At 73.9% G+C, this 23,256-nt stretch carries 23 protein-coding genes; 16 read left to right on the forward strand and 7 right to left on the reverse strand.

What is annotated here, in order from left to right; genetic code table 11:
- Positions 1-13: 13 nt before the first annotated feature.
- Genes A3CQ_RS0101915 through A3CQ_RS51085 form a run of 3 tightly spaced genes read right to left on the reverse strand, consistent with a single transcriptional unit; the run spans position 14 to position 2,290 of the window.
- Complete coding sequence (locus tag A3CQ_RS0101915) at positions 14-652, reverse strand: response regulator transcription factor (protein WP_020509221.1); 639 nt, start codon at positions 650-652, stop codon at positions 14-16.
- On the reverse strand, positions 649-1,794 hold the full coding sequence (locus A3CQ_RS0101920; protein WP_020509222.1) for a sensor histidine kinase: 1,146 nt from the start codon (positions 1,792-1,794) through the stop codon (positions 649-651). The genes A3CQ_RS0101915 and A3CQ_RS0101920 overlap by 4 nt, the downstream gene beginning before the upstream one ends.
- 4 nt (positions 1,795-1,798) lie before the next feature.
- Positions 1,799-2,290, reverse strand: coding sequence for a hypothetical protein (locus A3CQ_RS51085; protein WP_020509223.1), 492 nt, complete (start codon positions 2,288-2,290; stop codon positions 1,799-1,801).
- 150 nt (positions 2,291-2,440) lie between these two features.
- Between A3CQ_RS51085 and A3CQ_RS0101930 the strand changes: the two genes are divergently transcribed.
- Genes A3CQ_RS0101930 through A3CQ_RS63545 form a run of 4 tightly spaced genes read left to right on the forward strand, consistent with a single transcriptional unit; the run spans position 2,441 to position 6,159 of the window.
- A complete protein-coding gene (locus tag A3CQ_RS0101930; RefSeq protein WP_020509224.1) occupies positions 2,441-3,052 on the forward strand; it encodes a hypothetical protein in 612 nt (203 codons plus the stop codon).
- A complete protein-coding gene (locus A3CQ_RS0101935) occupies positions 3,045-3,407 on the forward strand; it encodes a hypothetical protein (RefSeq protein WP_020509225.1) in 363 nt (120 codons plus the stop codon). The genes A3CQ_RS0101930 and A3CQ_RS0101935 overlap by 8 nt, the downstream gene beginning before the upstream one ends.
- A 2-nt stretch (positions 3,408-3,409) precedes the next feature.
- Positions 3,410-4,267 carry a hypothetical protein gene (locus A3CQ_RS61580; protein WP_169516242.1) on the forward strand — a complete coding sequence of 286 codons (858 nt, stop codon included), beginning with the start codon at positions 3,410-3,412 and terminating at the stop codon, positions 4,265-4,267.
- Between the two features lie 2 nt (positions 4,268-4,269).
- Positions 4,270-6,159, forward strand: coding sequence for a S8 family serine peptidase (locus A3CQ_RS63545; RefSeq protein WP_020509227.1), 1,890 nt, complete (start codon positions 4,270-4,272; stop codon positions 6,157-6,159).
- Here A3CQ_RS63545 and A3CQ_RS0101950 read toward each other — a convergent pair.
- From A3CQ_RS0101950 to A3CQ_RS0101960, 3 genes are read right to left on the reverse strand one after another with little or no spacing between them, the layout of a single operon-like run.
- A complete protein-coding gene (locus tag A3CQ_RS0101950; protein WP_157295177.1) occupies positions 6,094-6,363 on the reverse strand; it encodes a hypothetical protein in 270 nt (89 codons plus the stop codon). The two genes, A3CQ_RS63545 and A3CQ_RS0101950, sit on opposite strands and share 66 nt — an antisense overlap.
- 37 nt (positions 6,364-6,400) lie before the next feature.
- Positions 6,401-6,811 (reverse strand): iron chaperone, encoded by a 411-nt coding sequence (locus tag A3CQ_RS0101955; protein WP_020509229.1) that lies wholly within the window; start codon positions 6,809-6,811, stop codon positions 6,401-6,403.
- A 14-nt stretch (positions 6,812-6,825) separates the two neighbouring features.
- Positions 6,826-7,227: a carboxymuconolactone decarboxylase family protein gene (locus tag A3CQ_RS0101960; protein ID WP_051115119.1), complete on the reverse strand. Its 402-nt coding sequence runs from the start codon at positions 7,225-7,227 to the stop codon at positions 6,826-6,828.
- 169 nt (positions 7,228-7,396) lie between these two features.
- Between A3CQ_RS0101960 and A3CQ_RS0101965 the strand changes: the two genes are divergently transcribed.
- The 11 genes from A3CQ_RS0101965 to A3CQ_RS51105 all read left to right on the forward strand — a co-directional run bounded on the left by A3CQ_RS0101965 (position 7,397) and on the right by A3CQ_RS51105 (position 18,748).
- Entirely contained in the window at positions 7,397-9,634 is a 2,238-nt protein-coding gene (locus A3CQ_RS0101965; RefSeq protein ID WP_245576969.1) for an ATP-binding protein, read from the forward strand.
- A 64-nt stretch (positions 9,635-9,698) separates the two neighbouring features.
- A complete protein-coding gene (locus A3CQ_RS0101970; protein WP_020509232.1) occupies positions 9,699-9,923 on the forward strand; it encodes a hypothetical protein in 225 nt (74 codons plus the stop codon).
- Between the two features lie 71 nt (positions 9,924-9,994).
- Positions 9,995-11,059 (forward strand): alpha/beta fold hydrolase, encoded by a 1,065-nt coding sequence (locus tag A3CQ_RS51090; protein WP_063713511.1) that lies wholly within the window; start codon positions 9,995-9,997, stop codon positions 11,057-11,059.
- A gap of 9 nt (positions 11,060-11,068) precedes the next feature.
- Positions 11,069-11,752, forward strand: coding sequence for a hypothetical protein (locus tag A3CQ_RS0101980; RefSeq protein WP_020509234.1), 684 nt, complete (start codon positions 11,069-11,071; stop codon positions 11,750-11,752).
- Entirely contained in the window at positions 11,749-12,684 is a 936-nt protein-coding gene (locus A3CQ_RS51095) for an LLM class flavin-dependent oxidoreductase (protein WP_084698863.1), read from the forward strand. Before A3CQ_RS0101980 ends, A3CQ_RS51095 begins: the two co-directional genes overlap by 4 nt.
- 62 nt (positions 12,685-12,746) lie before the next feature.
- Positions 12,747-13,331 (forward strand): RNA polymerase sigma factor, encoded by a 585-nt coding sequence (locus tag A3CQ_RS51100; RefSeq protein WP_020509236.1) that lies wholly within the window; start codon positions 12,747-12,749, stop codon positions 13,329-13,331.
- Positions 13,332-13,365: 34 nt separating this feature from the next.
- Complete coding sequence (locus tag A3CQ_RS60400) at positions 13,366-14,124, forward strand: hypothetical protein (RefSeq protein ID WP_157295179.1); 759 nt, start codon at positions 13,366-13,368, stop codon at positions 14,122-14,124.
- Positions 14,121-14,507 carry a hypothetical protein gene (locus A3CQ_RS0102000; protein WP_020509238.1) on the forward strand — a complete coding sequence of 129 codons (387 nt, stop codon included), beginning with the start codon at positions 14,121-14,123 and terminating at the stop codon, positions 14,505-14,507. Before A3CQ_RS60400 ends, A3CQ_RS0102000 begins: the two co-directional genes overlap by 4 nt.
- Before the next feature lie 2 nt (positions 14,508-14,509).
- Positions 14,510-16,600, forward strand: coding sequence for a bifunctional polysaccharide deacetylase/glycosyltransferase family 2 protein (locus A3CQ_RS0102005; RefSeq protein ID WP_020509239.1), 2,091 nt, complete (start codon positions 14,510-14,512; stop codon positions 16,598-16,600).
- 61 nt (positions 16,601-16,661) lie between these two features.
- Positions 16,662-17,276, forward strand: coding sequence for a TetR/AcrR family transcriptional regulator (locus tag A3CQ_RS0102010; RefSeq protein WP_020509240.1), 615 nt, complete (start codon positions 16,662-16,664; stop codon positions 17,274-17,276).
- Positions 17,273-18,748, forward strand: coding sequence for a carboxylesterase/lipase family protein (locus A3CQ_RS51105; RefSeq protein ID WP_020509241.1), 1,476 nt, complete (start codon positions 17,273-17,275; stop codon positions 18,746-18,748). Before A3CQ_RS0102010 ends, A3CQ_RS51105 begins: the two co-directional genes overlap by 4 nt.
- Here the strand turns inward: A3CQ_RS51105 and A3CQ_RS51110 are convergent.
- Complete coding sequence (locus tag A3CQ_RS51110; RefSeq protein ID WP_020509242.1) at positions 18,725-19,342, reverse strand: sigma-70 family RNA polymerase sigma factor; 618 nt, start codon at positions 19,340-19,342, stop codon at positions 18,725-18,727. The genes A3CQ_RS51105 and A3CQ_RS51110 overlap by 24 nt on opposite strands.
- A 187-nt stretch (positions 19,343-19,529) precedes the next feature.
- On the opposite strand from A3CQ_RS51110, the gene A3CQ_RS0102025 reads away from it, so the two are divergent.
- The gene (locus tag A3CQ_RS0102025) at positions 19,530-23,039 is read left to right on the forward strand and encodes an ATP-binding protein (RefSeq protein WP_020509243.1); all 3,510 of its coding nucleotides are present in this window, start codon (positions 19,530-19,532) and stop codon (positions 23,037-23,039) included.
- Positions 23,040-23,256 lie beyond the last annotated feature (217 nt).

Genomic DNA, 23,256 nt, shown 5'->3' on the forward strand with positions numbered 1-23,256 from the left:
GTGGGAACCGGCGTTACTCGGAGCGGCCCAGGGCGATGGCGGCGGCGTGGGCGCGGTCGCGGGCGCCGAGCTTCGCGAAGATCGAGTTGATGTAGCTCTTCACGGTGGCGACGCTGAGGAACAGGTCGGCCGCGATCTGGGCGTTGTTGTGGCCGAGCGTGATGGCCTCGAGGACGTCGGCCTCGCGGGCGGTGAGCGCCGGGAAGCGTTCGCGCAGCCCGGGCCGGGGCGCGGCGGTCGTGAAGCCCAGCACCAGCCGGTCGGCGATCTCCTTGGCGAAGGTGGCCTGGCCGGAGGCGACCGAACGGACCGCGGCGGCGAGCTCGGCGCGGCCCGCGTCCTTGGTCAGGTAGCCGCGGGCGCCGGCTCGCAGCGCGCCGGCCAGCGAGTCGTCGTCGGCGTACGTGGTCAGCACCAGCACGGCCGTGCCGGGCGTCTCGGCCATGATCCGGGCGGTGGCCCCGGCGCCGTCGAGCCGGGGCATGCGCAGGTCCATCAGCACCACGTCGGGCCGCAGCTCGGCGGTGAGCCGCACCGCCTCCTCGCCGTCGGCGGCGTCGCCGACCACCTCGACCCCGTCGGTGAGCCCGAGCAGCGTGACCAGACCGTCCCGCACGGTGGCCTGGTCGTCGGCGACGAGCACGCGGATCACGCGCTCCGCTCCCCCGGCAGGTGCAGCACAACCTCGAACGGCGGCCCGGGCCGGACGGTCATCGTGCCGCCGGCCTCGGTGACCCGCTCGCGCATCCCGGCCAGCCCGTGCCCGCCGCCCGGGGAGGAGACGCCCGCGGAGGCGACGTCGGCGCGGTGGCCGCCGGGCGTCGACGCGGTGATCGTCAGCATGTCGTCGTCCCAGTCCAGGTCCAGGGTCGTGGGCGCGCCGGGCGCGTGCCGCCGGGCGTTGGTGAGTATCTCCTGCACCGCCCGGCGCACCGCGACCCGGCCCGCGGCGCTCAGCGTGCCGCGGTCGGCGTCGCCGCGCACGGCCACCTGGCCGCCGATCGTCCGGTGGGTCTCGGCGAGCCCGGCGACCACCACGGAGACCGGCTCCTCGGGCTCGCGCAGCGCGCTGACCGCCTGTTTCGCGTCGTCGAGGCCGGAGACGGCCAGCTTGCGGGCGGACTGCACCCGGGCGCGGGCCTCCTCGGCGCGGCCCGACTCGAGCAGCGCGTCGACCGCCTCCAGCTGGATCACCAGGCCGCCGAGCGAGTGGGCGAGCACGTCGTGCAGGTCGCGGGCGATGCGGGAGCGCTCGGTGAGGGCGGCGACGTGGGCGCGCTCCTGCTCGACCGTGATCCGCTCCTCGAGCAGCGCCCGGGACTGGGCCTCGGACACCCGGTACTGCCGGCGACTCAGCCCGCCGAGCCCGCAGATGACCAGCAGCGACGCCTCGCTGATGAGGACACCGGCCGGTGCGTGATCGACCGCGACGCCGATCCCGATCAGCACCGCCGACCCGGCCACGGCCGCCCCGACCACGCGCATCGGGACGGCGGGGGTGCCGGTCAGGACGATCAGGCCGACCACGGCCGGGACGAAACCGACCACGTTGGTGGTGGAGCCGGCGAACGACCCGAAGGCGATCATCGCGAGGTAGCCGACGGCACGAAGGCGTACGTGCTGCTCGGGAATCAGGGTGACCACGGCCCAGAGCGACCAGGCCGCCCAGGCCGCCACCGCGATCGACGCCGGCGCGTCGCGCAGCGACCGCTGCGCGAGATCGATCCCGACCAGGACGACACCGATCAGGTTGAGCGCCACGGCCCACGCGCGCCGCGCCGGGAAGAGGAACACAGATCTATCTTCCGGCCATCGCGTACGCGCGGCGAGGCTGGCGCGCCGAGAGGACCAGCGCGTTCGCGCCCCGGTTGAGCGCGAGGACGAGCAGGATGCTGCCGGTCGAGACGGCCAGGTCGGAGCCCATCCGGTGGCCGGCGACGTCGAGCGCGACGCGGATCGCGATGAGGCCGAACCAGATGGCGACCCCCATCCAGCCGGTGCGGCTCTCGACCAGGCGCGGGTCGGCCGCCGACGGGCGGAACCGGGCGATCCGGGCCATCAGGGCGCCGGAGGCCAGCGCCGACACCGCCGAGATGCCCAGGATCACCGCGTCGACCGGGTGGATCGTGAGGTGCTCGCGGGCCAGCGAGATGACGCCGGCCGCGCCGAGGATCAGCGGCAGCTTCCACATCCGGGCCGGGTCGACCGGGCGCCAGGACAGCTGCTTGGCGCAGAGGTAGGCGATGAGGGCGAGGGCGAGGGCCACGTCGATCAGGGCGTTCGAGGTCATGCGTCGAGGATCGGCAGGACGGGTTCCCGCCGGTACCAACCCTGGGTGGTAAAGCGGGTGGTGACGCACGGGCCGACCACGCTTGGTGACGGCATGCTACCGTGCCGCGTACGCAGGGCGGTCGATGTCTTTGAATCGGGGGGAGCCGCGATGCCACCGGCGGATGCCGTGCGCCAGGCCGAACGGATGCGGGGGTTCCTCGAGGACGTCGAGGGGCTCGCCCGGTCCGCGCCCCCGGGGCGCTGGCCCCGGCTCGGGCAGATCGAGGGCACCGATCCGTCGGGCACGGTGTCGTTCGTGATCGACGACCAGGGCGCGTTCGTGACCGTCTACCTCGCCCCCGAGTGGAGCGAGAACGACGACGGCCTGCCGTCGGCCCTGAAGGCCGCGCAGCGCAACGCCCTCGACAAGCTGAACGTGGCCCGGCTGACCTTCCGCCGGCTGCTCGGCCCGTCGCCCGCGCCACCGGCGAGCGACGACGGTTTCCGGCCGCGGTACGGGCTGAGCCGGACGACCGACTACGAGGAGCTTCTCGGCTCCTGGCGAACCATGACGGCCGAGTCCTACCAGCGCTTCTACGAGTACGAACGGCGGGGCGCGGGCGGGCCGGTGGAGGTTTCCGGGCCGGCGGGGCTGGTGCGCCTCACGGTGGACAACGGCGTGATCACCGACGTGCGGCTGCCCGTCGGCGGCGTGACGAGCGAGCGGCTGGCCGAGGACATCCGGGCGGCGCTCCACGAGGCAGGGGGGCACCATGGGTGACGGCGATTTCGACTACTACGCGCCGAACATCCTGCGGGCCGCGGGCGACGCGATCCGCAAGGAGGCCCACAAGTGGGACGACATGTCCGGTGACATGGGCAAGGTGGCGTCCTCGGCCAAGGACCTGTGGCTCACCCCGGCCGCGTTCATGGTCGCCGACCCGTGGGCCGGGCCGGCGGTGAGCATCGACCAGTTCGCCGCGTACGAGCAGGTGCACAAGCTGCTGACCTCGCTGTTCGACGGCGCGGTCACCGAGTTCGGCCAGATCGGCGACGCGCTGCGCAAGAACGCGACCGAGTACGAGCGGTCCGACGAGCGCAGCTACATCGACATCAGCAAGATCTACGAGGCGTGATCATGGCACCCACGAAGCCCCTGCCCACCCCGTCCGAGGCCAGCGCGATCCTCGGCCAGTTCCGCACCAGCAAGGAGCTGTTCGCCGACATCGTCGCCGGCGTCGAACGGGAGTGGAAGAACCTCTGCGACCAGGTCGACGCGATGCTCCGGCGCGGCGAGCACATCGTGCACTCGGACAGCGCGTGGTCGAGCTTCACCGGCTGGATAGCCGACCTCAACCCGTTCCAGAAGGCGCTGGTCGAGATCCTCGAGGACATCCGGAACATCTTCGAGAAGATCCGCGGCAAGGTGGACGAGCTGCTGCCGAAGATCCGGCTGGTCGTCGAGCGGTCGGTGCCGGTGCTCTCGCTCTGCGACCACAGCTTCATCTGGCTGTCGAAGGTCTTCTCGCCGCTCGGCGACCTCTACACCACCTCGGGCAGCCTGGTCCCCGACGCGTACTACTGGGGCGGGCCGACCAAGGAGTTCTACGAGAAGGAGGTCGTCGGCGACCAGGAGGCGGCGCTCGACCGGGTCACCGACCACGTCGAGGCGCTCAGCGGCTGGCTCGCGCAGACGGCGGCGCAGAACACCGACTACATGGCGACGATCGTGCACAACCTGAGCCCGATCCCGAACGCCCTGGCCGCCGCGGCCGCCGATGCCGCCGCCGCGACCGCCGACTTCGTGCAGGCGTTCTGGGCGCTCGACAAGCTGGCCCAGGCCATCGGCAACGCGGTGCAGGCCGTGCTCGACCAGACCGCCGACCTGATGAGCTTCCTGGTCACCGTCGTCGCCGGCATCCAGGAGCTCACGGTGATCAAGTCGGAGCGCCGCGACCTGGCCGGCGGTGTCTGGCCGCAGTCGGTGGCGGGCTGAGGGTGAAGCTCGTCGCTGGGCTGACGGGTGGCGCTCTGGCGCTGGCGCTCGGTGTCCCGTCGCTCGCGCTTGCCGCGCCGGCTGCGCCTGAGGCCTGGCAGGTTGCGTCGCTGAAGCTGGCCGCGGCGCACAAGGTCTCGCGGGGCGCCGGCGTCACCGTCGCCGTGCTCGACAGCGGGGTGGCCGCGCACGCTCAGCTGGCCGGAGCCCTGTTGCCCGAGATCGACGTGGTGGCCGCGGGCGATCCGGCTCGCGGGACGGAGCTGGCCGGTCTGATCGCGGCCCGCGACCTCGGCGTCGCTCCACAAGCCAAGATTCTTCCCGTACGGGTGGGAGCAAAGGGATTCGACGCGGGGGCGAACGCGGTGGCCACCGGGATCGACCGGGCGATCGCCGCGGGCGCGAAGGTCGTCGTCAGCTCGTACGCGAAGCCGGAGATCAGCCCCGCGCTCTCCGCGGCCGTGCGTCACGCCGTCGCGGCCGATGTGCTGATCGTCGCGCCGGCCGCGCCCACGACCGCGACGACGGTGACGCTCGGCGACCTGCCCGGCGTGCTCTCGGTGACCGCCTCCGACGAGAGCGGGCGGCCGGTGCGCGAGTCCGTGTCCGGCCTGCGCATCGACGTGGCCGCGCCCGGCGATCACCTGGTCGCTCCCGTACATGCCAGCCTCGGCGACGCGTACGCCGAGGTCAGCGGCGCCGATTTCGCGGCCGCGCTGGCCGGCGGGGTGGCCGCCCTGGTCCGGTCGAAGTATCCCGGCCTTTCCGCGGCCGACGTGGCCCGGCGTCTCGGCTACGGCGCGAGGCGGGACTTCTCGCTCGGCCATGGCGTGATCGACGCGGCCGACGCGCTCGGCCTCCCGCTGAAGAAGCTGCCCGACCCGAAGCGGGGCGCGCTCCTCCCCCGCGACGAACAGTGGTATTTCGGCGCTGTCCGGCTGACCGATGCCCAGCGGGTCACGCTGGGTGAGGGCGTCGCGCTCGGCCTGGTCACCGCGAGTGTCGACGCCACCCGGCCGGAGCTGACCGGCCGGGTCACCCAGCAGCCGCCCTGGGGTCCCGCCGGCCGTTCTGGCACGGAGGCCGCGTTGGTCGCCGCCGGCTCGGGCGGGGACGGCCTTCTCGGCGCCGCCCCCGCGGCCCGGCTGATCGTGGCGGCCGACTCCCGGTGGGTCGTCGACCACGGCGCCAAGGTCGTGCTGGTCGTCGACGGCGCCTTCACCGAGGACGACGCCGCCTACGCCGTGGCCCACGACGCGGTGGTGGTGGCGCCCTGGTCGGACACCGCGCCGGTGATTCCCGGCGTGATCTACGTGCGTGGGGTGGGGCAGGACGAGCCGACCGCGGCGGCGCATCCGCCCGCGCTCAGCGCGCCGGCATACGCGGCGGCCGGGGGCGGCGGCGGCTCAGCGGCCATCGGCCGTGGCCCAGCGGCGGCCGGCGGCGGCTCAGCGACCGCCAGCGGTGGCCCAGCGACCGCCGGCGGCGGTTCGGTGGCGGCCGGGGGCAGCTCGGCGGCCGGGGGCGGAGTGTCTGCCGCGGCTTTGGTGGCCGGTGTCGCCGCGCTCGTCCGCGCCAAGGACCCCGGCGCGAACGCGAACAACGTCGTCGCCCGCCTGCTGGACACCGCGACGCCGATGACCGGCGCGTCGGCGACGGCCTACGGGCGCGGGATCGTCGACCCGGTGGGCGCGCTGACCGAGGGCACGTTCTCGGTCGGCAAGAACCCGCTCGGCGAACCGGCCGCGACGACCCCGGCCGCCGACGGCGACAGCGGCAGCCGCTGGGCCTGGGTCGCCGTCCCGATCGTGGTGCTGGTGGCCGGGTTACTGGCCTGGGTACTGCTGTGGCGGCATCGGCGCCGGCCGGTAGTCGCGGCGGAGGAAGACTAGCTTTCCCTCGTCGGCGAAGTTGACCACGCGCCAGCCCTGCGCCTCGAGCAGCTCGGCCGCGGCCATCGTCATCTCCAGCGCCCGCGCGCCCATGACGTTCACCGCGCCGACGGCGACGAACGTGCCCGGGAAGGAGTGCAACTGCACCTGTCCGGAAAGGACGTCCGCGGCCTTGAACCAGCGCGGTGGCGGCGGCATCGTCATGCGCGACAGCATAGTGATCCGCCGCCACCGCGCCCGCTCAGCTGACCGCCTGCTTCAGCAGCGCGCCGATCCGCGCCTCCGCGTCCGGCGTGAGCTCGGTCAGCGCGTAGTACGCCGGCCACATCGCGCCGTCGTCGAGGTTCGCGGCGTCGCTGAAGCCGATCATCGCGTACCGGGCCTTGAACTTCGCGGCCGCCTGGAAGAAGCAGATCATCTTGCCGTTCCGGTAGTACGCGGGCATCCCGTACCAGGTCTTCGCGGTCAGCTCCGGCACGCTCGTCCTGATCAGCTCGTGCAGCCGCTCGCCGAGCTCCCGGTCGGCCGGCGGCATCGCGGCGATCTTCTCGAGCACCTCCGCCTCCGTGCTGGCGCCGCCCTTCAGCTCGCGGTTGCGCTCCTTCATCGCGCCGCGCTCGGACTCGGTGAAGCCCTTTTTGGTGGTGGCCATGGCTGAGATCCCCTCTAGTTGACGCTCGTCCGGCGGGTTGCCGTGGCGAGCCGATCGATGGCATTGGTCAGTGCGATGGCGAGCAGCAGCGCCGCCAGTTCCTTCTGGTCGAAATGCGTGGCGGCCCGGTCCCACACCCGGTCGGGCACGGGGTCGTCCTGATCCGCGATCCGGGTGACCGCCTCGCTCAGGGCAAGCGCGGCACGTTCCTCATCGCCGAGCCCGGCCGCACTCTCCGACGGCCGGCCCCCGCTCTCCGGCGAGCCGGTCCCGTTGATCTGGCTGGCCCGCCGCCGGCTCAGCGCCAGCAGCCCGCTGTCCACCCCGGCGCCCGCGATGGCCGCCTCCAGGGCCGCCAAGGCTTCCGCCGCACCGGGGACCAGATCCGCCGGGCTCGGCATTCGCTCGGTTCTCATCTCGCCTCTCTCTCGGTCCGACCCGTTCGTTCCGACGGGATTCATCCGACCACCGAGTTGTGCCGCGCCGCGCGGCCCGTGGGACACCGTGGGACACTCGGATCCGCCCTGACCAGCCAGAACGCGTACGTGATCCGGCACGGTGGGCCGGGACGATACGGTGTTGCACGTGCCCGGAGCGCAGGAGCGGCTGGTGGCTCAGCTTGCTCAGATCAAGGAGCTGAGCGGGCTCAGCCTGCGGTCGCTCGCCCGCGAGGCCGGTCTCAGCAGCTCGTCGCTCTCGCGGTACCTGACCGGCCGGCTCGTGCCGCCGTGGGAGGCGGTCGTGGCGCTGTGCCGGGCGGTGCGGCGCGACCCGCGGCCGCTGCGGGCGGTCTGGGCCGAGGCCGCCCAGGCCGGACCGGCGGCCGCGCCTCGGCGCAACGACCTGCCCGCCGACCTGTTCGACTTCACCGGGCGCGAGGCCGAATCAGCGCGGGTCGAGGAGCTGCTGCGCGAGGCCGGCGCGGCCTCCGTCGACGGCATGGCCGGTGTCGGCAAGACCAGCCTCGCCCTGCATGTCGCACACCGGCTGGCGCCGGTGTACCCGGACGGCGGCCTCTACCTCGACCTGCAGGGGTTCACCCCGGGTCAGGAGCCGCTCGAGCCGCAGGCCGCACTCGGCCGGCTGCTCGCGGGCCTGGAGGTCACGCACCCGCCGGCCGGCCTCGCCGAGCGCGCGGCTCTCTGGCGGTCGGAGCTGTCCCGGCGCCGGGCGCTCGTTGTGCTCGACAACGCGGCCGACGCCGATCAGGTGCGTCCGCTGCTGCCCGGCGCCGGCAAGTCCGCTGTGCTGGTCACCAGCCGCAACCGGCTGGTCAGCCTGGACGTGCCGCCGGTGTCACTGCGGCCGCTGGCCGACGGCGACGCGGCCCGGCTGTTCGGGCGGGCGGCCGGGTTGACCTTCGAAGACCGGGCCGGAGGCGGCGGCCGCGCGGAGCCGCCCGGCGGCCGCGCCGAGCCGCCCGGCGAGCACGAGGCGGTCGGCCAGGTGCTGCGCGAGTGCGGCGGGCTGCCGCTGGCGCTGCGGATGGCGGGCGCCCGGCTGCGGCACCGTCCCGGCTGGACGGTAGCCGTGCTGGCCGAGCGGCTGCGCGACAACGCCGGGCGCTTCGACGCCGTGTTCGGCATGTCGCTGCAGCAGCTCGACGAGGCACAGCGCCGCACGTTCCGCCTGCTCGGGGTGTTGCCGGGCGCCGACTTCGACGCCGGCGTGGCCGGTGCGCTCGCCGATCTGCCGCCCGGCCGGGTCGACGCGGTACTGGAGGAACTCGTCGACGCCCACCTCGTGCAGGAGACCTCGCCCGGCCGGTACCGGATGCACGACCTCATCCGCCGCTACGCGGCCGACCTCGCCGCCGAGGAGGAGCCGGGGGCCGACGAGGCCCTGCGCCGGGCGCTGAGCCATTGGCTCGCGGTGGCCGTAGCCCACGATCGGATGCTGCCGTCGCCGCAGCGACCGCGGCCCGAGCCGGGCGACCCGGATGAGGCGATGGCCTGGTTCGACCTGGAGTACGTCAATCTGGTCGCCGCGTTCGACGCGGCCGTGCGGCTCGGCGCCGACGAGGTGGTGGCCGGGCTGCCGCAGGCGATGCGGGTCTGGTTCTTCCGGCACCGCGGCACCGACGACCAGGCGCGCATGCTGACGGCCGCCGCGGACGCCGCCGGTCGCCTCGGCCGTCGCCGGGAACTGGCCGCGCTGCTCGCCGATCTCGGGTTCGTCCTGGCCACCGCGGGCCGGCCGGCCGAGGCGTTGGAGGCGTACGAGATGGCCGCCGCGGGCCGGCCGGACGAGGCGTACGGGATGGGGGAAAAGGACGACGACGAGCTCGCGGCCGGGCTGGAGCTGCGGATCGGTTTCGTGCACCGGGACCTCGGCGACTTCGCGGCGGCGCGCACGCACCTGCGGCGGGCCCGCGAGCTTTTCGAGCGGCTCGGCCGGCCCGGTGGGCAGTCGCAGGCCCTCGCCGTCGAGGGCTGGGCGGCGCTGCACCTCGGCGACCGCGACGAGGCGATCGACCTGGCCCGCGCCTCGCTCAGGCTGGCCGACGGCCCGGCCCGGATCACCGGGCTGGTCACGCTCGGCGTCGCACTGGCGCCGGTGGATCGGGCAGAGTCGCTGCGCACGCTGCACGAGGCGTTGGGGCTGGCCGAGGAGCACCGCCTCCCGCACCAGCAGGCGTGGTGCCACAGCTGCCTCGGCGTCGCGCTGCGCGAGAGCGGCACGCCCGGCGAGGCGCTGGAGCATCACCGGCGCGCGCTCGAACTGCTGGAACCGCTGGCCGAGGCGCAGCTGGAGATCGACTGCCGGCGGGCGTACGAGGAGACCCTGAGCGCGGTACGGATCGCGAACGATCGATCGGCATGACAGCATCGACGGGCGGGCCCCGCCATGCCCGGCCGGGCCGCGACGATCGCGGGAGGAACAAGTCATGCCCGTCACCGTGAACCTCGACGCCGTCCTCGACCCGGATTTCCAGAACAGCCCGATCACCGACCTCGTCAACGCGCCCACCTCCGCGCTCTCCGGCATCGACGAGGCACAGGCGGAGGGCCTGCGGCTCGCGTTCGGCATCGAGACGATCGGCGACCTCGCCGACAACACGTTCGTCCGCGCCGCCGTCGCCATCCGCGCGCTGGCCGACGTCGCCCAGTAGGCAGCCACGGTCGCGCAGTAGACAGCGGTATCGGCATGCCACGCCGGTGACCCGCGTGGCATGCTGGGCCGGTGAGACAGGTGGTGGAGTTCGCCGCCACGCCCGCGGGCCGGGTCGCCTACGCGGTGACCGGCAGCGGGCCACCGCTGCTGTGCCTGCCCGGCTGGGTGTCGCACCTCGGGCTGATGTGGGAAGACCCCGCCCATCGGCGGTACGTCGAAGCCCTGTCCCGCGAGCACACGGTGATCCGGTTCGACCGGGTCGGGTGCGGGCTGTCCGATCGGGAGCGCACCGAGTTCACGATGGAGTCCGAGCTGGCGGTGCTCAAGGCGCTCGCCGGGCACCTCGGGCTCGACCGGTTCGCGCTGTTCGGCACCTGCGAGAGCGGGCAGGTCGCCGCCGCGTTCGCCGCGACCCATCCCGGCACGGTGTCGTCGCTGATCGTCTACGGCAGCTGCGCCCGCGGGGCCGATCTCGCCCCGCCCGCCGTACGGGAATCGGTGTTGTCGCTGGTGCGGGCGCACTGGGGCCTCGGCTCGCGGGTGCTCGCCGACATCTGGTTCCCCGAGGCGCCGGTCGAGGTGACCGGGATGTTCGCCCGGGTGCAACGGGCCGCCGCGAGCGCCGAGATGGCCGCCTCGCTGCTCGACATGTTCTACCGGTTCGACGTGACCGACCTGCTGCCGACGGTGCGGGTGCCGACGCTGGTGGCGCACCGGCGGGGCAGCCGGGCGGTCAAGTTCGAGCTCGGCCGGCAGCTCGCCGCGCAGATCCCGGGGGCGCAACTCGCGGCGCTCGACGGCCGGGTGCAGCCGATCTACGCCGAGGACGGCGAGACCGGCGCCGCCACGATCCTGTCCTTCCTGCGCCGGGAGAAAAGCGCCGAGATCGCGGACGGCCCGCTCACCGCCCGGGAGTACCAGGTCGCCGACCTCATCGCGGACGGGCTCACCAACAGCGAGATCGGGCGGCGGCTGGGCCTGTCGGTGCGCACGGTCGACGCGCACGTCGAGCACATCCGCACCAAGCTGGGGGTTCGCGCGCGCACGCAGATCGCGGTCTGGGCGCGGGTAGGTAGTTTCCCGGCCGGGTCGCCGGTAGGGCAACCGATTCGGCCGGGCGGCGCGCGCCGCTAGCTTCGGGGCATGACCAAACCCATCAAGATCGATCCCGCGTACGAGGGACCGCCCGGCTCGGCCAACGGCGGTTACTCCTGCGGTGTCCTGGCCGCCCACCTGGACGGCGACGCCGAGATCACCTTGCGCCGGCCGGTGCCGCTCGGCACCCCGCTGCGGGTCGCGCCCCGCGACGGCGGGGTGCTGCTGCTCGACGGCGACGAGACCATCGCCGAGGGAGCGCCGGTACGGCTCGAGGACAACTCGCCGAAGGCGCCCGCCTTTGCCGACGCGCTCACGGCCACCGCCTCGTTCCCGGGGCTCGGCTTCCATCCGTACCCGAAATGTGTGGGATGTGGGACGGCCCGGACCGACGCACGAGCCTTGCGGATCTTCCCTGGTCCGATCGAGGAGCGGAAGCTGCTCGCGGCGGTCTGGTACCCGGGCGGGCCGATCGGGCCGGCGGAGGCGTGGGCGGCGCTGGACTGCCCCGGCGGCTGGGCGGCGATGCACTTCGGCCGGACCGAGCGGCCCGCGGTGCTGGGCCGGATGGCGGCGCACCTGTCGCTTCCGGAGGACCCGCAGAGCGCGTACATCGTGGTCGGCTGGCTGGAGAGCGTCGACGGGCGCAAGCTGACCGCCGGGACCGCGCTCTACTCGCGCGACGGGACGCCGCACGGCTTCTCCCGCCAGACCTGGATCACGCTCCGATGAGGCGCGGCATCGGGATCACACCGATGGAGACCCGCGGCGACGTCATCGTGCGGGCCGCGCGGCTCGCCGACGAGCTGGGCTACGAGGTCTTCTCGGTCGCCGAGGGCTGGGGTCTCGACTCGACGGTCGTGCTGGCCGAGCTGGCCACGGTCACCCGCCGGATCACGCTGGTGGCGGGCGTGCTGTCGGTGTGGGGCCGTTCCCCCGCCACGATCGCGATGACCGCGGCGTCGCTGAACCGGCTCTCGGGCGGGAGGTTCGTGCTCGGTCTGGGGGCGAGCACGCGCCAGCTCACCGAGGGCTGGCACGACCGGGCGTACGAGCGTCCGGCCGCCCGCCTGCGCGAGGTCACCACCCGGGTGCGCGCTCTGCTGAACGGCGAGCGGGCGACGCTCTCGACCGTGCCGGAGGCGCGACCCCTGCGGCTCGGCCAGCCGCCGGCGCCCGAGGTGCCGATCTGGCTGGCCGCCACCGGCGAGCAGACGGTACGGATCACCGCCGAGCTGGCCGACGGCTGGTACCCGATCTACCTGCGCCGCGACCGGCTCACGGAGCTCGCGTCCGAGATGTCCCGGCCGGTCACGGTCGCGGCCGGACCGTTCACGATCGTCGACCCGGACCTCGCCGCGGCCCGGGCGGCCGCCGCGGCCTGCACCGCCGGATACCTCGGGGTGATGGGCGACGTCTACCCGCGGCTGGTCGCCTCCCAGGGGCTCGCCGCCGAGGTCGGCCTGGTCCGCTCCAGCCGGACCGTCCCGGAGGAGGCGCAGATCCTGCTCGACGAGTTCACCGTCTACGGCGACGCGGCGACCGTCCGGGACCGGCTGGAGCAGTGGGAGAAGGCGGTCGACGTGCTCATGGTCGGGCTGCCGCCGGGCCTGCCGTGGCCCCGCATAGAGGAGACGATCCGCGCCGCCGCCCCCGCGGGGTGACCGGGTTTCCGCGCTACCCGGCCACCGGGTAGCGTGCTCCCCTGTTTCTCAGGGGGCCCGGATTGCCGACGGATGACGAACTCGCCGAGGCGCTGGCCGCGGCGCGCGCCGGCGACGAGCGCGGCTTCGCCGTTCTCTGGCACGCGTTGCAGCCCGCGGTCCTGCGCTACCTGCGGGTGGTCGCCGGCGCCGGCGCCGAGGACGCCGCCTCGGAGACCTGGCTGCAGGTCGCGCGCGACCTCGACCGGTTCACCGGCGACCCGGGCGCGTTCCGCGGCTGGTTGTTCCGCGTGGCCCGGCACCGCGGCGTCGACGAGCTCCGGCGCGCCTCCCGGCGCCGCGAGGACCCGGCCGAGACGGTCGACGACGGGCAGATCGCCCCGGACGCCGCCGACGAGATGGTCGAGGCCGCCGAGACCACGTGGGCGCTGAGCCGGGTCAAGGCCCTGCCCGCCGACCAGGCCGAGGCCGTGATGCTGCGGATCGTGGCCGGGCTCGACGTCGCCACCACCGCCCAGGTGCTGGGTAAGCGCCGCGGTGCGGTGCGCATCGCGACCATGCGTGGCCTGCGCCGGCTCGCCGAGGACCCGGAAGTCCGCGAGCGCGGCGCCGATCGCGCGCGCCCGGAAACCGTCGAGGAGGTGTAACAGGATGCCACTCCTCAGCGCTCTCCTTCGTGCGATGCGTATGCGGCGAGCCGGCCGGATCGGCCTCGACGAGGCCGACCGGCTGGCTGCCGGCGGACGGGCCGGCCCGGGCAAGCCCGGGCTGGACCACCTGCTCGACGCCGTCCGGGCCCCCGCCACCGCGGGGGAGAAAACCGGCGGGCAGGCGGTGGCCGCCGGTCTTGCCGCGGAGCGTCGCCGTGCCGCGCTGACCACAGGGCCGAAGGGAAGCATTCGTGTCGAGGTGCCAAGAGCCAGGAGGACGGTCGTCGTGAGCATCGCGACCGGAATTGCCGTCCTGAGCCTGGGCGGCACCGCTGTGGCGGCTGGGACCGGAAGTCTCCCCGCCGGTCTTCAGGAGCGCGCGCACAGCCTGTTCTCGGCGCTTGGCGTACCGGCGCCGAGAACAGGCCCCAGCATCTCGACGCCGGCTCCATCCGGGTCCACGGCCACCCCGCGACCCACCTCGGCACCGGCCACGCCCACTCCCACGGCCACCTCTCCCCGGCCGGCGCAGGTGGTGGCGTGGTGCGCGGCGTGGCGTACGGCCGAGGACGGTGGCAAGCCGATGAACGGACGGGATCGGCGCGAGCTGACCACCGCGGCCGGCGGGGCGGAGAGCGTCGCGCGGTACTGCGCCGGCGTGACCGGCTCCGGCACCCCGGGCGCCACCACCGGGACGACGAAACCCGGCGCGGCGCCGTCGCACCGCGCGACGCCGTCCCACCCGACCCCGCACGCCACCACCCCCAGCCACCCCGGCCCGAACAAGTGATCGTCGATCCCGTCTTCGTCGACCGCTCCGGCCGGCGCCGCCGCCTGATCGTGGCCGCCGGCCTCACGGGATCGCTGGCACTGCTGGTAGCGGTCGCCGCCCTGCTGGCCGGCTTCACCGGGGCGGGGCCCGCGGGCGTGCCCGGCTGGCCCGGCGCCGACGCCGGTGCCGGCGCCGGTCAGCGCGCCCCGCGGACTCACATCGCCGTCCCTGCCACGACCACCCCCGCCCCGGCCGCCGCGACCACCACCGCACGGCCTGCCGTCGCGGAAACCAGGTCGTCCCCTCCGGTCGCGACCGGTACCAGCGCCTCGGCGACCCCGTCGGCCCGCGGCAAGGGCCGCGGTCACTCGCCCAGCGCGCGGCCATCCCGGAAGAACTGAACGTGGGCAAGCGTGTCCTGCGCCGTGAGCCGCGCGCCCACTGGCCGCTGCTCGTCATCGCCATGCTGGTCCTGCTCGCGGAGCTCTGTCTCAACGGGTACGTCACACACGCGGGGTCCGAGAACGGCGACACCTCGCCCGAGCCGTCCTCGGACCCGGCTCCCGTCGCCGCCACCGGCGGCGCCGCCGTCCAGCGCCTCGAGGCCGGGGGCAGGGTGACCAGCCGCGCCGCCCCGGCGAAGACCATCGCGCTCACCTTCGACGACGGGCCCGACCCGGTCTGGACCCCGCGCATCCTCGCCGTCCTGGCCAAGTACCACGCCCGGGCCACGTTCTTCGAGGTCGGATCGCGCGTCAACCAGTACCCGGACATCGCCCGGCAGGTCGTGTCGGGCGGCAACGAGATCGGCTCGCACACGTTCACGCACATCGCGGCCGGTGTTCCGGCGTGGCGGATGCGGCTCGAGCTGACCCTCACCGGCAACGCGGTCGCCTCGGCCGTCGGGAAGAGCCCGGTTCTGCTGCGACTGCCGTACTCCGCCACCCCGGAGGCGCTCACCGGCGCCGAGTACGCTGCCTGGCGCGACGCCGCGCCCGGCTACCTGCTCGTGCTGACCGACCACGACACCGGCGACTGGCGACGGCCCGGCGCCGCGGCGATCGCGCGGGGCGTCCGCCCGGGAGTCGTCATGCTGCACGACAGCGGCGGCGACCGGTCCCAGACGGTGTCCGCGCTCGACCAGGCCATCCCGCGACTGCAGGCCCAGGGCTACCGCTTCGTCACGGTCTCCGAGGCGCTCGGCCTGCCGGCCACGCCCGCCGCGACCGCGCCACAGCGGTGGCGTGGCCAGGCGCTGCGGCTGGCGCAGTCGGCCGCCGCCGGGCTGGTCCGGATCCTGACCGTGGTCATGGTGGTCGCCGTCGTCCTGGGCCTGCTGCGCCTGGTCGTACAACTCGTCACGGCCGGCCTGCACGTGCGCCGGGTACGCCGCCGGCATCGCCGCCCGCTGCGTGACCTGGGACCGGTCAGCGTCGTCGTTCCCGCCTTCAACGAGGCCGCCAACATCGCGGCGACGGTCCGCTCGCTGATCACCAGCGACTACCCCGCGGTCGAGGTCATCGTGGTGGACGACGGCTCGACCGACGACACCGCCGGCATCGTGGAACGACTCGGCCTGCCCGGCGTGTACGTCGTACGGCAGCCGAACGCCGGGAAGCCCGCGGCCCTCAACACCGGCATCCGCCACGCCCGCGGCGAGATCCTCGTCCTGGTGGACGGCGACACCGTCTTCGCGCCCGACGCGATCGGCCGTCTCGTGCAGCCGATGGCGGACGCCCGCGTCGGCGCGGTCTCCGGAAACACCAAGGTCGCCAATCGCACCGGCCTGCTCGGCCGGTGGCAGCACCTGGAGTACGTCCAGGGCTTCAATCTCGACCGCCGGATGTTCGAGATCGCCCGCTGCATGCCGACGGTGCCGGGCGCGATCGGCGCGTTCCGGCGCGCCGCCGTCCGCGACGCCGGGGGCGTGCCCGCCGAGACGCTGGCCGAAGACACCGACTTCACGATGGCCGTGCTGCGTGCCGGCTGGCTGGTCGTCTACGAGCCGCGCGCCGTGGCCTGGACCGAGGCGCCCGCCACCGTCCGCCAGCTGTGGCGCCAGCGCTACCGATGGTGCTACGGAACGATGCAGGCCATGTGGAAGCACCGCCGCACGGTCCTGCGGCGGGGCGCCGCCGGGCGGCTCGGCCGGCGCGGGCTCGGTTACCTGCTTCTCTTCCAGGTCCTGCTGCCACTGACCGCGCCGGTGATCGACGTGTACGCCCTCTACAGCGTGCTGTTCCTGCCGCTGGGAAGGACGGTCGCGGTCTGGGCCGGATTCACCGCCGTCCAGGCCGCGACGACCGCCGTCGCGTTGCGCCTGGACGGTGAGCGGTACGGCCCGCTCTGGAGCCTGCCCCTGCAACAGGTCGTCCATCGCCAGATCATGTACCTGGTGGTGATCCAGTCCACCGTGATGGCGCTGCTGGGCGGCCGGCTCCGCTGGCACCGCATTGTCCGGACGGGTGCGGCCGCCGAGCACGCGGTCCGCTAGTCGTTCGGCGCGCGCCCGGCAATTCATCACTCGTTGAAATCGTCCGGGATTGTGCCGGAGAATGGTCGGCGTGAGCAATGGTCTGACCCAGGCGCGACGCGGGCCCCGGCCGGGCGGGGTCGACACCCGGGCGGCCCTGCTCGACGCGGCCCGCGAGGTGTTCGCCGAGCGCGGCTACCAAGGCGCCACGATGCGCGCGATCGCCGCTCGTGCCGACGTCGATGCCGCGATGGTCAACCACTGGTTCGGGAGCAAGGAGGGCTTGTTCGCCGAGGCCGTGATGGACATACCCTTCGACCTCGACGGGCTCGTCCGCCGATTGCTCGACGGCGATGTCGGCCGGCTCGGCGAACGGATCGTGCGCACCTTCCTCACGAACTGCGACACCGCGGGCGGCGGTGTCTTCGCGGCCCTCCTGCGCAGCGGTGCCGACCCCGGGCCGGGCGGCCACCATCTGCACGACTTCGTGATCACGAGCATCCTGGCGCCGGTGCTGCGCGCGGTGGGCGTGGATCAGCCGGACTTCCGGGCGATGCTGGTGACGACCCAGGTGGTCGGCATCGGCGTCGTCCGCTATGTCGCCCGGTTCGACCAGTTCGCCGCCGCGGACGTCGACCGGATAGTCACCGCCGTGGCTCCTGCCATCCAGCGCTACATCACCGGCGACATCGCGTGACGCGGCCCGTCGTCCGCACCGCACACGGTCTCCTGCAGGGCTTCACCGAGGCCGGCATCCACAAATTCCGGGGCGTGCCGTACGCCGAACCGCCCGTCGGCCGGCTGCGCTGGCGACCGCCCGGTCCGATGGCCGAATGGACTGGCATTCGCGACGCGACAGAGTTCGGTCCAATCTGCCCTCAGACCGTTGGAGCCGTCTTCACGACGCGCGCCTCGCGGGAGAGCGAGGACTGCCTGTACCTCAACGTGTGGACCCGCTCCCTGGACAGTCGGGCCCGACAGCCGGTGATGGTCTGGATCCACGGCGGCGGCTACCTGGGCGGTGGCGGCTGCGAGGATGGCACGGATGGCTCGCAGCTGGCCGCACGGGGCGCCACTGTCGTCAGCTTCAATTACCGGCTGGGCGCCTTCGGCTACCTGGCGAGCCCGGAGCTCGGCAGCAATTTCGGCGTTCAGGACCAGATCGCCGTACTCCGATGGGTGCGGGACACCATCGACCAGTTCGGCGGCGACCCCGGCTGCGTCACGATCTTCGGCCAGTCCGCGGGCGCCCATTCGGTGCGCACATTGCTCAGTTGCCCGGCCGCTGAAGGACTGTTCCACCGCGCGATCCTGCAGAGCGGTGGCGGAGAACGCTTCGCCTTCGACCGTCGCGAACCGAACTCGCGGACCTGTGCCGCGAGCCGGGAACTCATCGCCCGTCTCGGCGGCGGCAACGCGGAGGACCTCAGGCGCGTGCCGACCGACGCGGTCAAGGCGGCCTCGCATCTCTTCAGCGGCGTCATTCCCCGGCGCGGGCGGGTGCACACTCCGGCCAATCTGGCGTGGATGCCGGTGGCCGACGGAGAGATCGTGCCGGCGGACAACCCTCCACCGGCACCGGTGCCACTGCTTCTCGGCTACACGCGCAACGAGGCGAGATACTTCATCAAGCCCGGCATGTTGCCCTACAACCGGCTGCTCCTGTGGGCGATGACAAGAGCCCTGGCCGGCTCCGAGGCCAGGGCCGTTCGGTCCGCGCTAGCGGCAGGCAAACCACCGATGTATGAACGGTTTGACCGTGCGTACACGTCTGCCGTTTTCGCCGAACCGCTCCTCGCGACGGCCGAGCGACTGTCGGACTTGGACCGCGTGTTCCACTGCTACCGCTTCGACCGGGTCTCACCCGGCGCCGCACGATCCGCGGACCTGGCGAAACACACCGCCGAGCTGCGCTACCTGTTCGGCACCCTGACCGCGGACGGCTACGACGGGACTGACCGGCAGGTGTCGAGCTGGATGCAGGCCCGCTGGATCGCGTTCGCCCGCGACGGCGCACCGGCTGACGAGTCCGACTGGCCGGCCTACGGGGACGGCGGACATGTCACCCTCATCGACGGAGTCCCGGCCCAGGGGCGGATCGACGAAGACCCCGTCGTGCCGCTGCAGCATCGGATACGCCTCTCCTCAGTCGCCGGCGATCTCGGCTAGGGCGCTCGGATCGCCGGAGCGTGCCACCTCCAGGAACGCGCCCAGCAGCCGGAGCTGGTCGGCGGGGGACGCGGCGCGGCCGTGGTCGACGGCCACCCGCGCGCGGGCGCGCCGGATCAGCTGGCGGGCGTTGGCCTCGGTGAGGCCGAGCAGCTCGCCGATCTGGCGGTGCGGGTAGTCGAAGGCCTCCCGCAGCACGTACGCGGACCGTTCGCGCGGGGTGAGCCGCTCGACCAGCAGCCGGACCGCGTGCCGGAACTCCTCGGCGCGGGCCGACTGCACGGCCGGGTCGTCGGCGAGATCCGGGCGCTCGACCGGCCAGAGCCCGGTCGAGCTCTGATGCCGGGCGTACGCCGTCTGGATCGCGTTGATGGACAGCCGGGCGGTCGTACGGCAGAGAAAGCCCGGGATGTTGTCGATGACGCTGCGGTCGGTGTGGCTCCAGCGCAGCCACGCGTCCTGCACGACGTCCTCCGCGTCGGAGCGGCCGCCGGTGATGCGCCGGGCGATGCGCAGCAGCCGGTCGCGGACGTCGAGGAACTCGGTGAGGTGCTCTTCGCGGGGCCGGGGCCGCTCGAGGACTGCTTCGGACATCGGTGCCTCCTGGTCGTAACCCTGATGATCACGACGCTAGGAGCGCGCAGGTCAGAAGCAGTTGCAAAGAAGTGCGGCTTTCAGTGACGTCCTGATATGTGCTCCGGATCACAGCCGGTTCTGTCACAACCGGGCGGGCTGGCGGGTCTCCGCTTGCGAGAGATCCGGAACAGGGAGGGCACCGACCATGACGGCCGTAGAGTTCCGGATCCTCGGCCCGGTGCGCGCCCTGCACGGCCCGGCCGACGTCGAGCTCGGCGGCCGGCAGCAGCGGCTGGTGCTCGCCCTGCTGCTGGCCCGGGCCGGGTCGGTGGTCAGCGTGACCGAGCTGATCGACACGATCTGGGACGAGGAGCCGCCGACCAGCGCGATCAACGTCGTGCACCGCTACATCGGCGCGCTGCGCCGGCTGGTCGAGCCCGACCTGCCGGTACGCACCACGGGCCGGTACCTGATCCGGCAGGCGGCGGGCTACCAGCTGCGGGTCACCGAGGACACGCTCGACCTGCTGCGCTTCCGGGCACTGGTCGCCCGGGCCCGGCAGGCCGGAGATCCCCGGCTCTTCCTCGACGCGCTGGCCCTGTGGCAGGGCCCGTGCGCGGCCGGGCTGGAGCCCACCTCCCGTACCCATCCGGCCTTTGTGGCCATCGCGGCCGAGTACTCGCAGGCCGTGCGGGACGCCGCCGACACCGCGCTGCGTACCGGGCAGGTCCGGCTGATCATGCCGGCGCTGCGCCAGGCCGCCGGGCAGGATCCGCTGGACGAGGCGCTCCAGGCCCGGCTGCTGGTGGCGCTGGCCGCGGAGGGCCGGCAGGCGGAGGCCGTCGACCTGTTCCGGGACGTCCAGCGGCGGCTGCGCGACGAGCTCGGGATCAGTCCGGGGGCGGAGCTGCTCGAGGCGTACGAACGTGTGTTGCACCAACGCACCGGCCTGGTGGTCGCCACCAGAGCGGCCACGACGGTGAGACCCGCGATGATCGGCCGGGAGGCCGAGCTGAGCACGTTGCGGAACCTGCTCGCCGAGGCCGGCCACGGGCGCGGGTCCACGCTGCTCGTCCACGGCACCGCCGGGGTCGGCAAATCGGCGCTGCTGCGCGCGGCCGGCGCGGATGCCGCCGAACGCGGCTTCACCGTGCTCTCGACGGCCGGGGTGGAGACCGAGCGGTGGTTCCCGTTCGCCGCGCTCCACCTGCTGCTTCAGCCGATGTCCCGGCTGGTCGACGAGCTGCCCGAGGCGCACCGGCACGCGCTGCGCGGGGCGTTCGGCGGCGCCGAGAGCCAGCCGGACGCGTACCGGGTGGCGTTCGCCCTGCTGGAGCTGCTCGCCGACGCCGCCGACCGGCAGCCGATCCTGCTGCTCTGCGACGACCTGCAATGGTTCGACTCGCCCAGCCGCGAGGTGCTGAGCTTCGTGGCCCGGCGCACCCGCGACCACGCCATGCTGGTCGTCGGCGCCGCGCGTACCGACAATGCCGACTGGCCCATCGTGATGGACCAGCCGACCCTGCACCTCGGGCCGCTCGACCGGGCGCCCGCCGCCGAGCTGCTCGACGTCGGCGCGCCCGGCCTCCCGCCGCCGGTGCGGTCGCTGATCCTGGAACGGTCGGCCGGCAACCCCCTCGCCCTGGTCGAGCTGCCCAAGGCGGTGCAGGGCAACCACGAGCGGGTCCACGACCTGCCGCTGACCACCCGGCTCGAGGTCGCGTTCGCGGCTCGCACCGACGTGGCGAGTCCCGGCTGCCGCTCGTTCCTGCTCGCCATGGCGGCCGAGCCGACCGCGCCGCTGGACCGGCTGCTGGACCTGTCCAGCCGGCTCACCGGCGCGCCGGTGACGCAGGAGGTGCTGCACGAGGCCGTCGACGCGGGGCTGGTCGTCTTCGCCGACGACCGGCTGGAGTTCCGGCACCCGCTGATGCGCTCGGCCGTCTACAAGCGGGCGAGCGTCGCCGACCGGCTTACCGTCCACCGTGCGCTGGCGGCGGTGTTGCCGGACAACCAGGAGCGCCAGCTCGCGCACCTGGCCGCGGCGACCCTCGGCCCGGACGAGGAGCTGGCCGGGCGACTGGAGAGCTTCGCCGACGCCGCGCAGGCGCGGGGCAAGGTCGCCGCCGCGCTCCCGGCCCTGAGCCGGGCGGCCGGGCTGGTCAGCGACGTGCGGCGGCGGACCGGCATCCTCGTCCGGGCGGCCGAGCTGTCCAGCGACCTCAACGACCGCGACCAGGCCCGCACGCTGCTCGCGCGGGCCGACATGAGCGTGGCCGGCCCGATCGAGCGCGCCCGGCTCATGCTCGTGTCGGACAACGCGGCGTTCGAGCCGGACGAGCCGAGCCGGCGGATCCAGGAGATGGTCGAGGCGGCGGTCGCGGCGTACGACGACGGCGGCCGGGACGTCGCCGAGAACCTGCTGTGGCGGGCGGCGGCCCGGTGCTTCTTCCACGACGGCGACGCGCGGACCCGGGCCGGGACGGCCGCCGTGCTCGAACGGTGGGGCATCGACCCGGCCAGCCCGCTGGCGCTCACGGTTCGCGCGTACACCGAGCCGTACCGCTACGGCGCCGAGGTGCTGGCCCGCTTCGAGGACATCGCTCCCGACCCCGGCAACGGCCGCAATCTGCACATCCTCGGCACCGGCGTGATGGCGCTCGGCGACTTCAGCAACGCCTCCCGCTGGCTGGCGCAGGCCGCCTCGGCCTGGCGCGAGCAGGGCCGGCTCGGGCTGCTCGCCCGCTCGCTCGCCGGTTCCTGGCCGCGGGTCTACCTGGGACAACTCGACCAGGCCCGCAGCGAGTCGGAGGAGGGCCGGTTGCTGGCCCGCGAGGCCGGGGAGGCGATCGTCTGGCTCGGGGTGACCGCCACGGCCGGGCTCGTGGCGGCGATGCGCGGGGAGACGGCCGAGGCCGCCCGCCTGGTCGCGGAGCTGCGCGACGGCGACCTCTTCGGCCACATGCCGTTCGCCACGGTGATGGCCCAGCAGATCGACGGCCTGCTCGCGCTGTTCGAGGGGCATTCCTTCCGGGCGTACGGGCTACTCGCGTCCACGTTCGACCCGGCCGACCCGCATTACCACTCCGTGAGCCGCTGGCGGGGCGCGCCGGACCTGGCCGACGCCGCCGTTGCCGCGGGCACGGCCGAGCACGCCCGGGACCTGCTGGCCGAGCTGCCCGAGCTGGCCCGCGGCCTGCCCTCGGAGATGATGCTGATGGCGCAGGCGTACACCACCGCGGTGCTGGCCCCCGGCGAGGAGGCGGAGCGGGCGTACGCGGAGGCGCTGACCACCCTCCCGGCCGGCTGCCGCCTGGTGCGCGCCCGCCTGCACCTGCACCGCGGCCGCCACCTGCTCGGCGAGCACCGCCGGGCGGAGGCCCGCGAGCTGCTCCGCACCGCCCGCGACGAGTTCGACCGGCTCGGCGCCAGCCCCTGGGCCGAGGCCGCCCGCGGCGAACTGCGCGCGGCCGGCGAGTCGAGCGGCCGCCGCCTGCCGAACGCCGGCGAGCAGCTCTCCGGCCAGCAGATGCAGATCGCCGTGCTGGCCTCGCGGGGGCTGAGCAACCGCGAGATCGCCCAGCGCCTGTTCATCTCCCACCGCACGGTCGACTCGCACCTCAACCAGATCCTCCCCCGGCTGGGCGTCGCCCACCGCGGCCAGCTGGCCGCCGCCCTCGGCACCGGCGCCGACGACTCGGAGGACGTGGCCTGACACGGCGGAGGTCGTCGCGGAGAAGCCGTCCCGCGCCTCGATGGCGTCGGTGGTCGGCTGGGTCAGATCGGCCGCGCTCGCGTCGGTGAGCACCCGGGCGACCGAGGGCGGTAGAGCCGGCGCCGGTCCATCGCCGGCATATCGGGACGTATCCGGTCGAGCAGGCCGGCCCGGGCGGCCGCGCTCAGCGCCGCGGCCGAGCGATGTCAGCAGATTC

This window comes from Paractinoplanes globisporus DSM 43857 (genome assembly GCF_000379645.1).
Taxonomy (GTDB): domain Bacteria; phylum Actinomycetota; class Actinomycetes; order Mycobacteriales; family Micromonosporaceae; genus Actinoplanes; species Actinoplanes globisporus.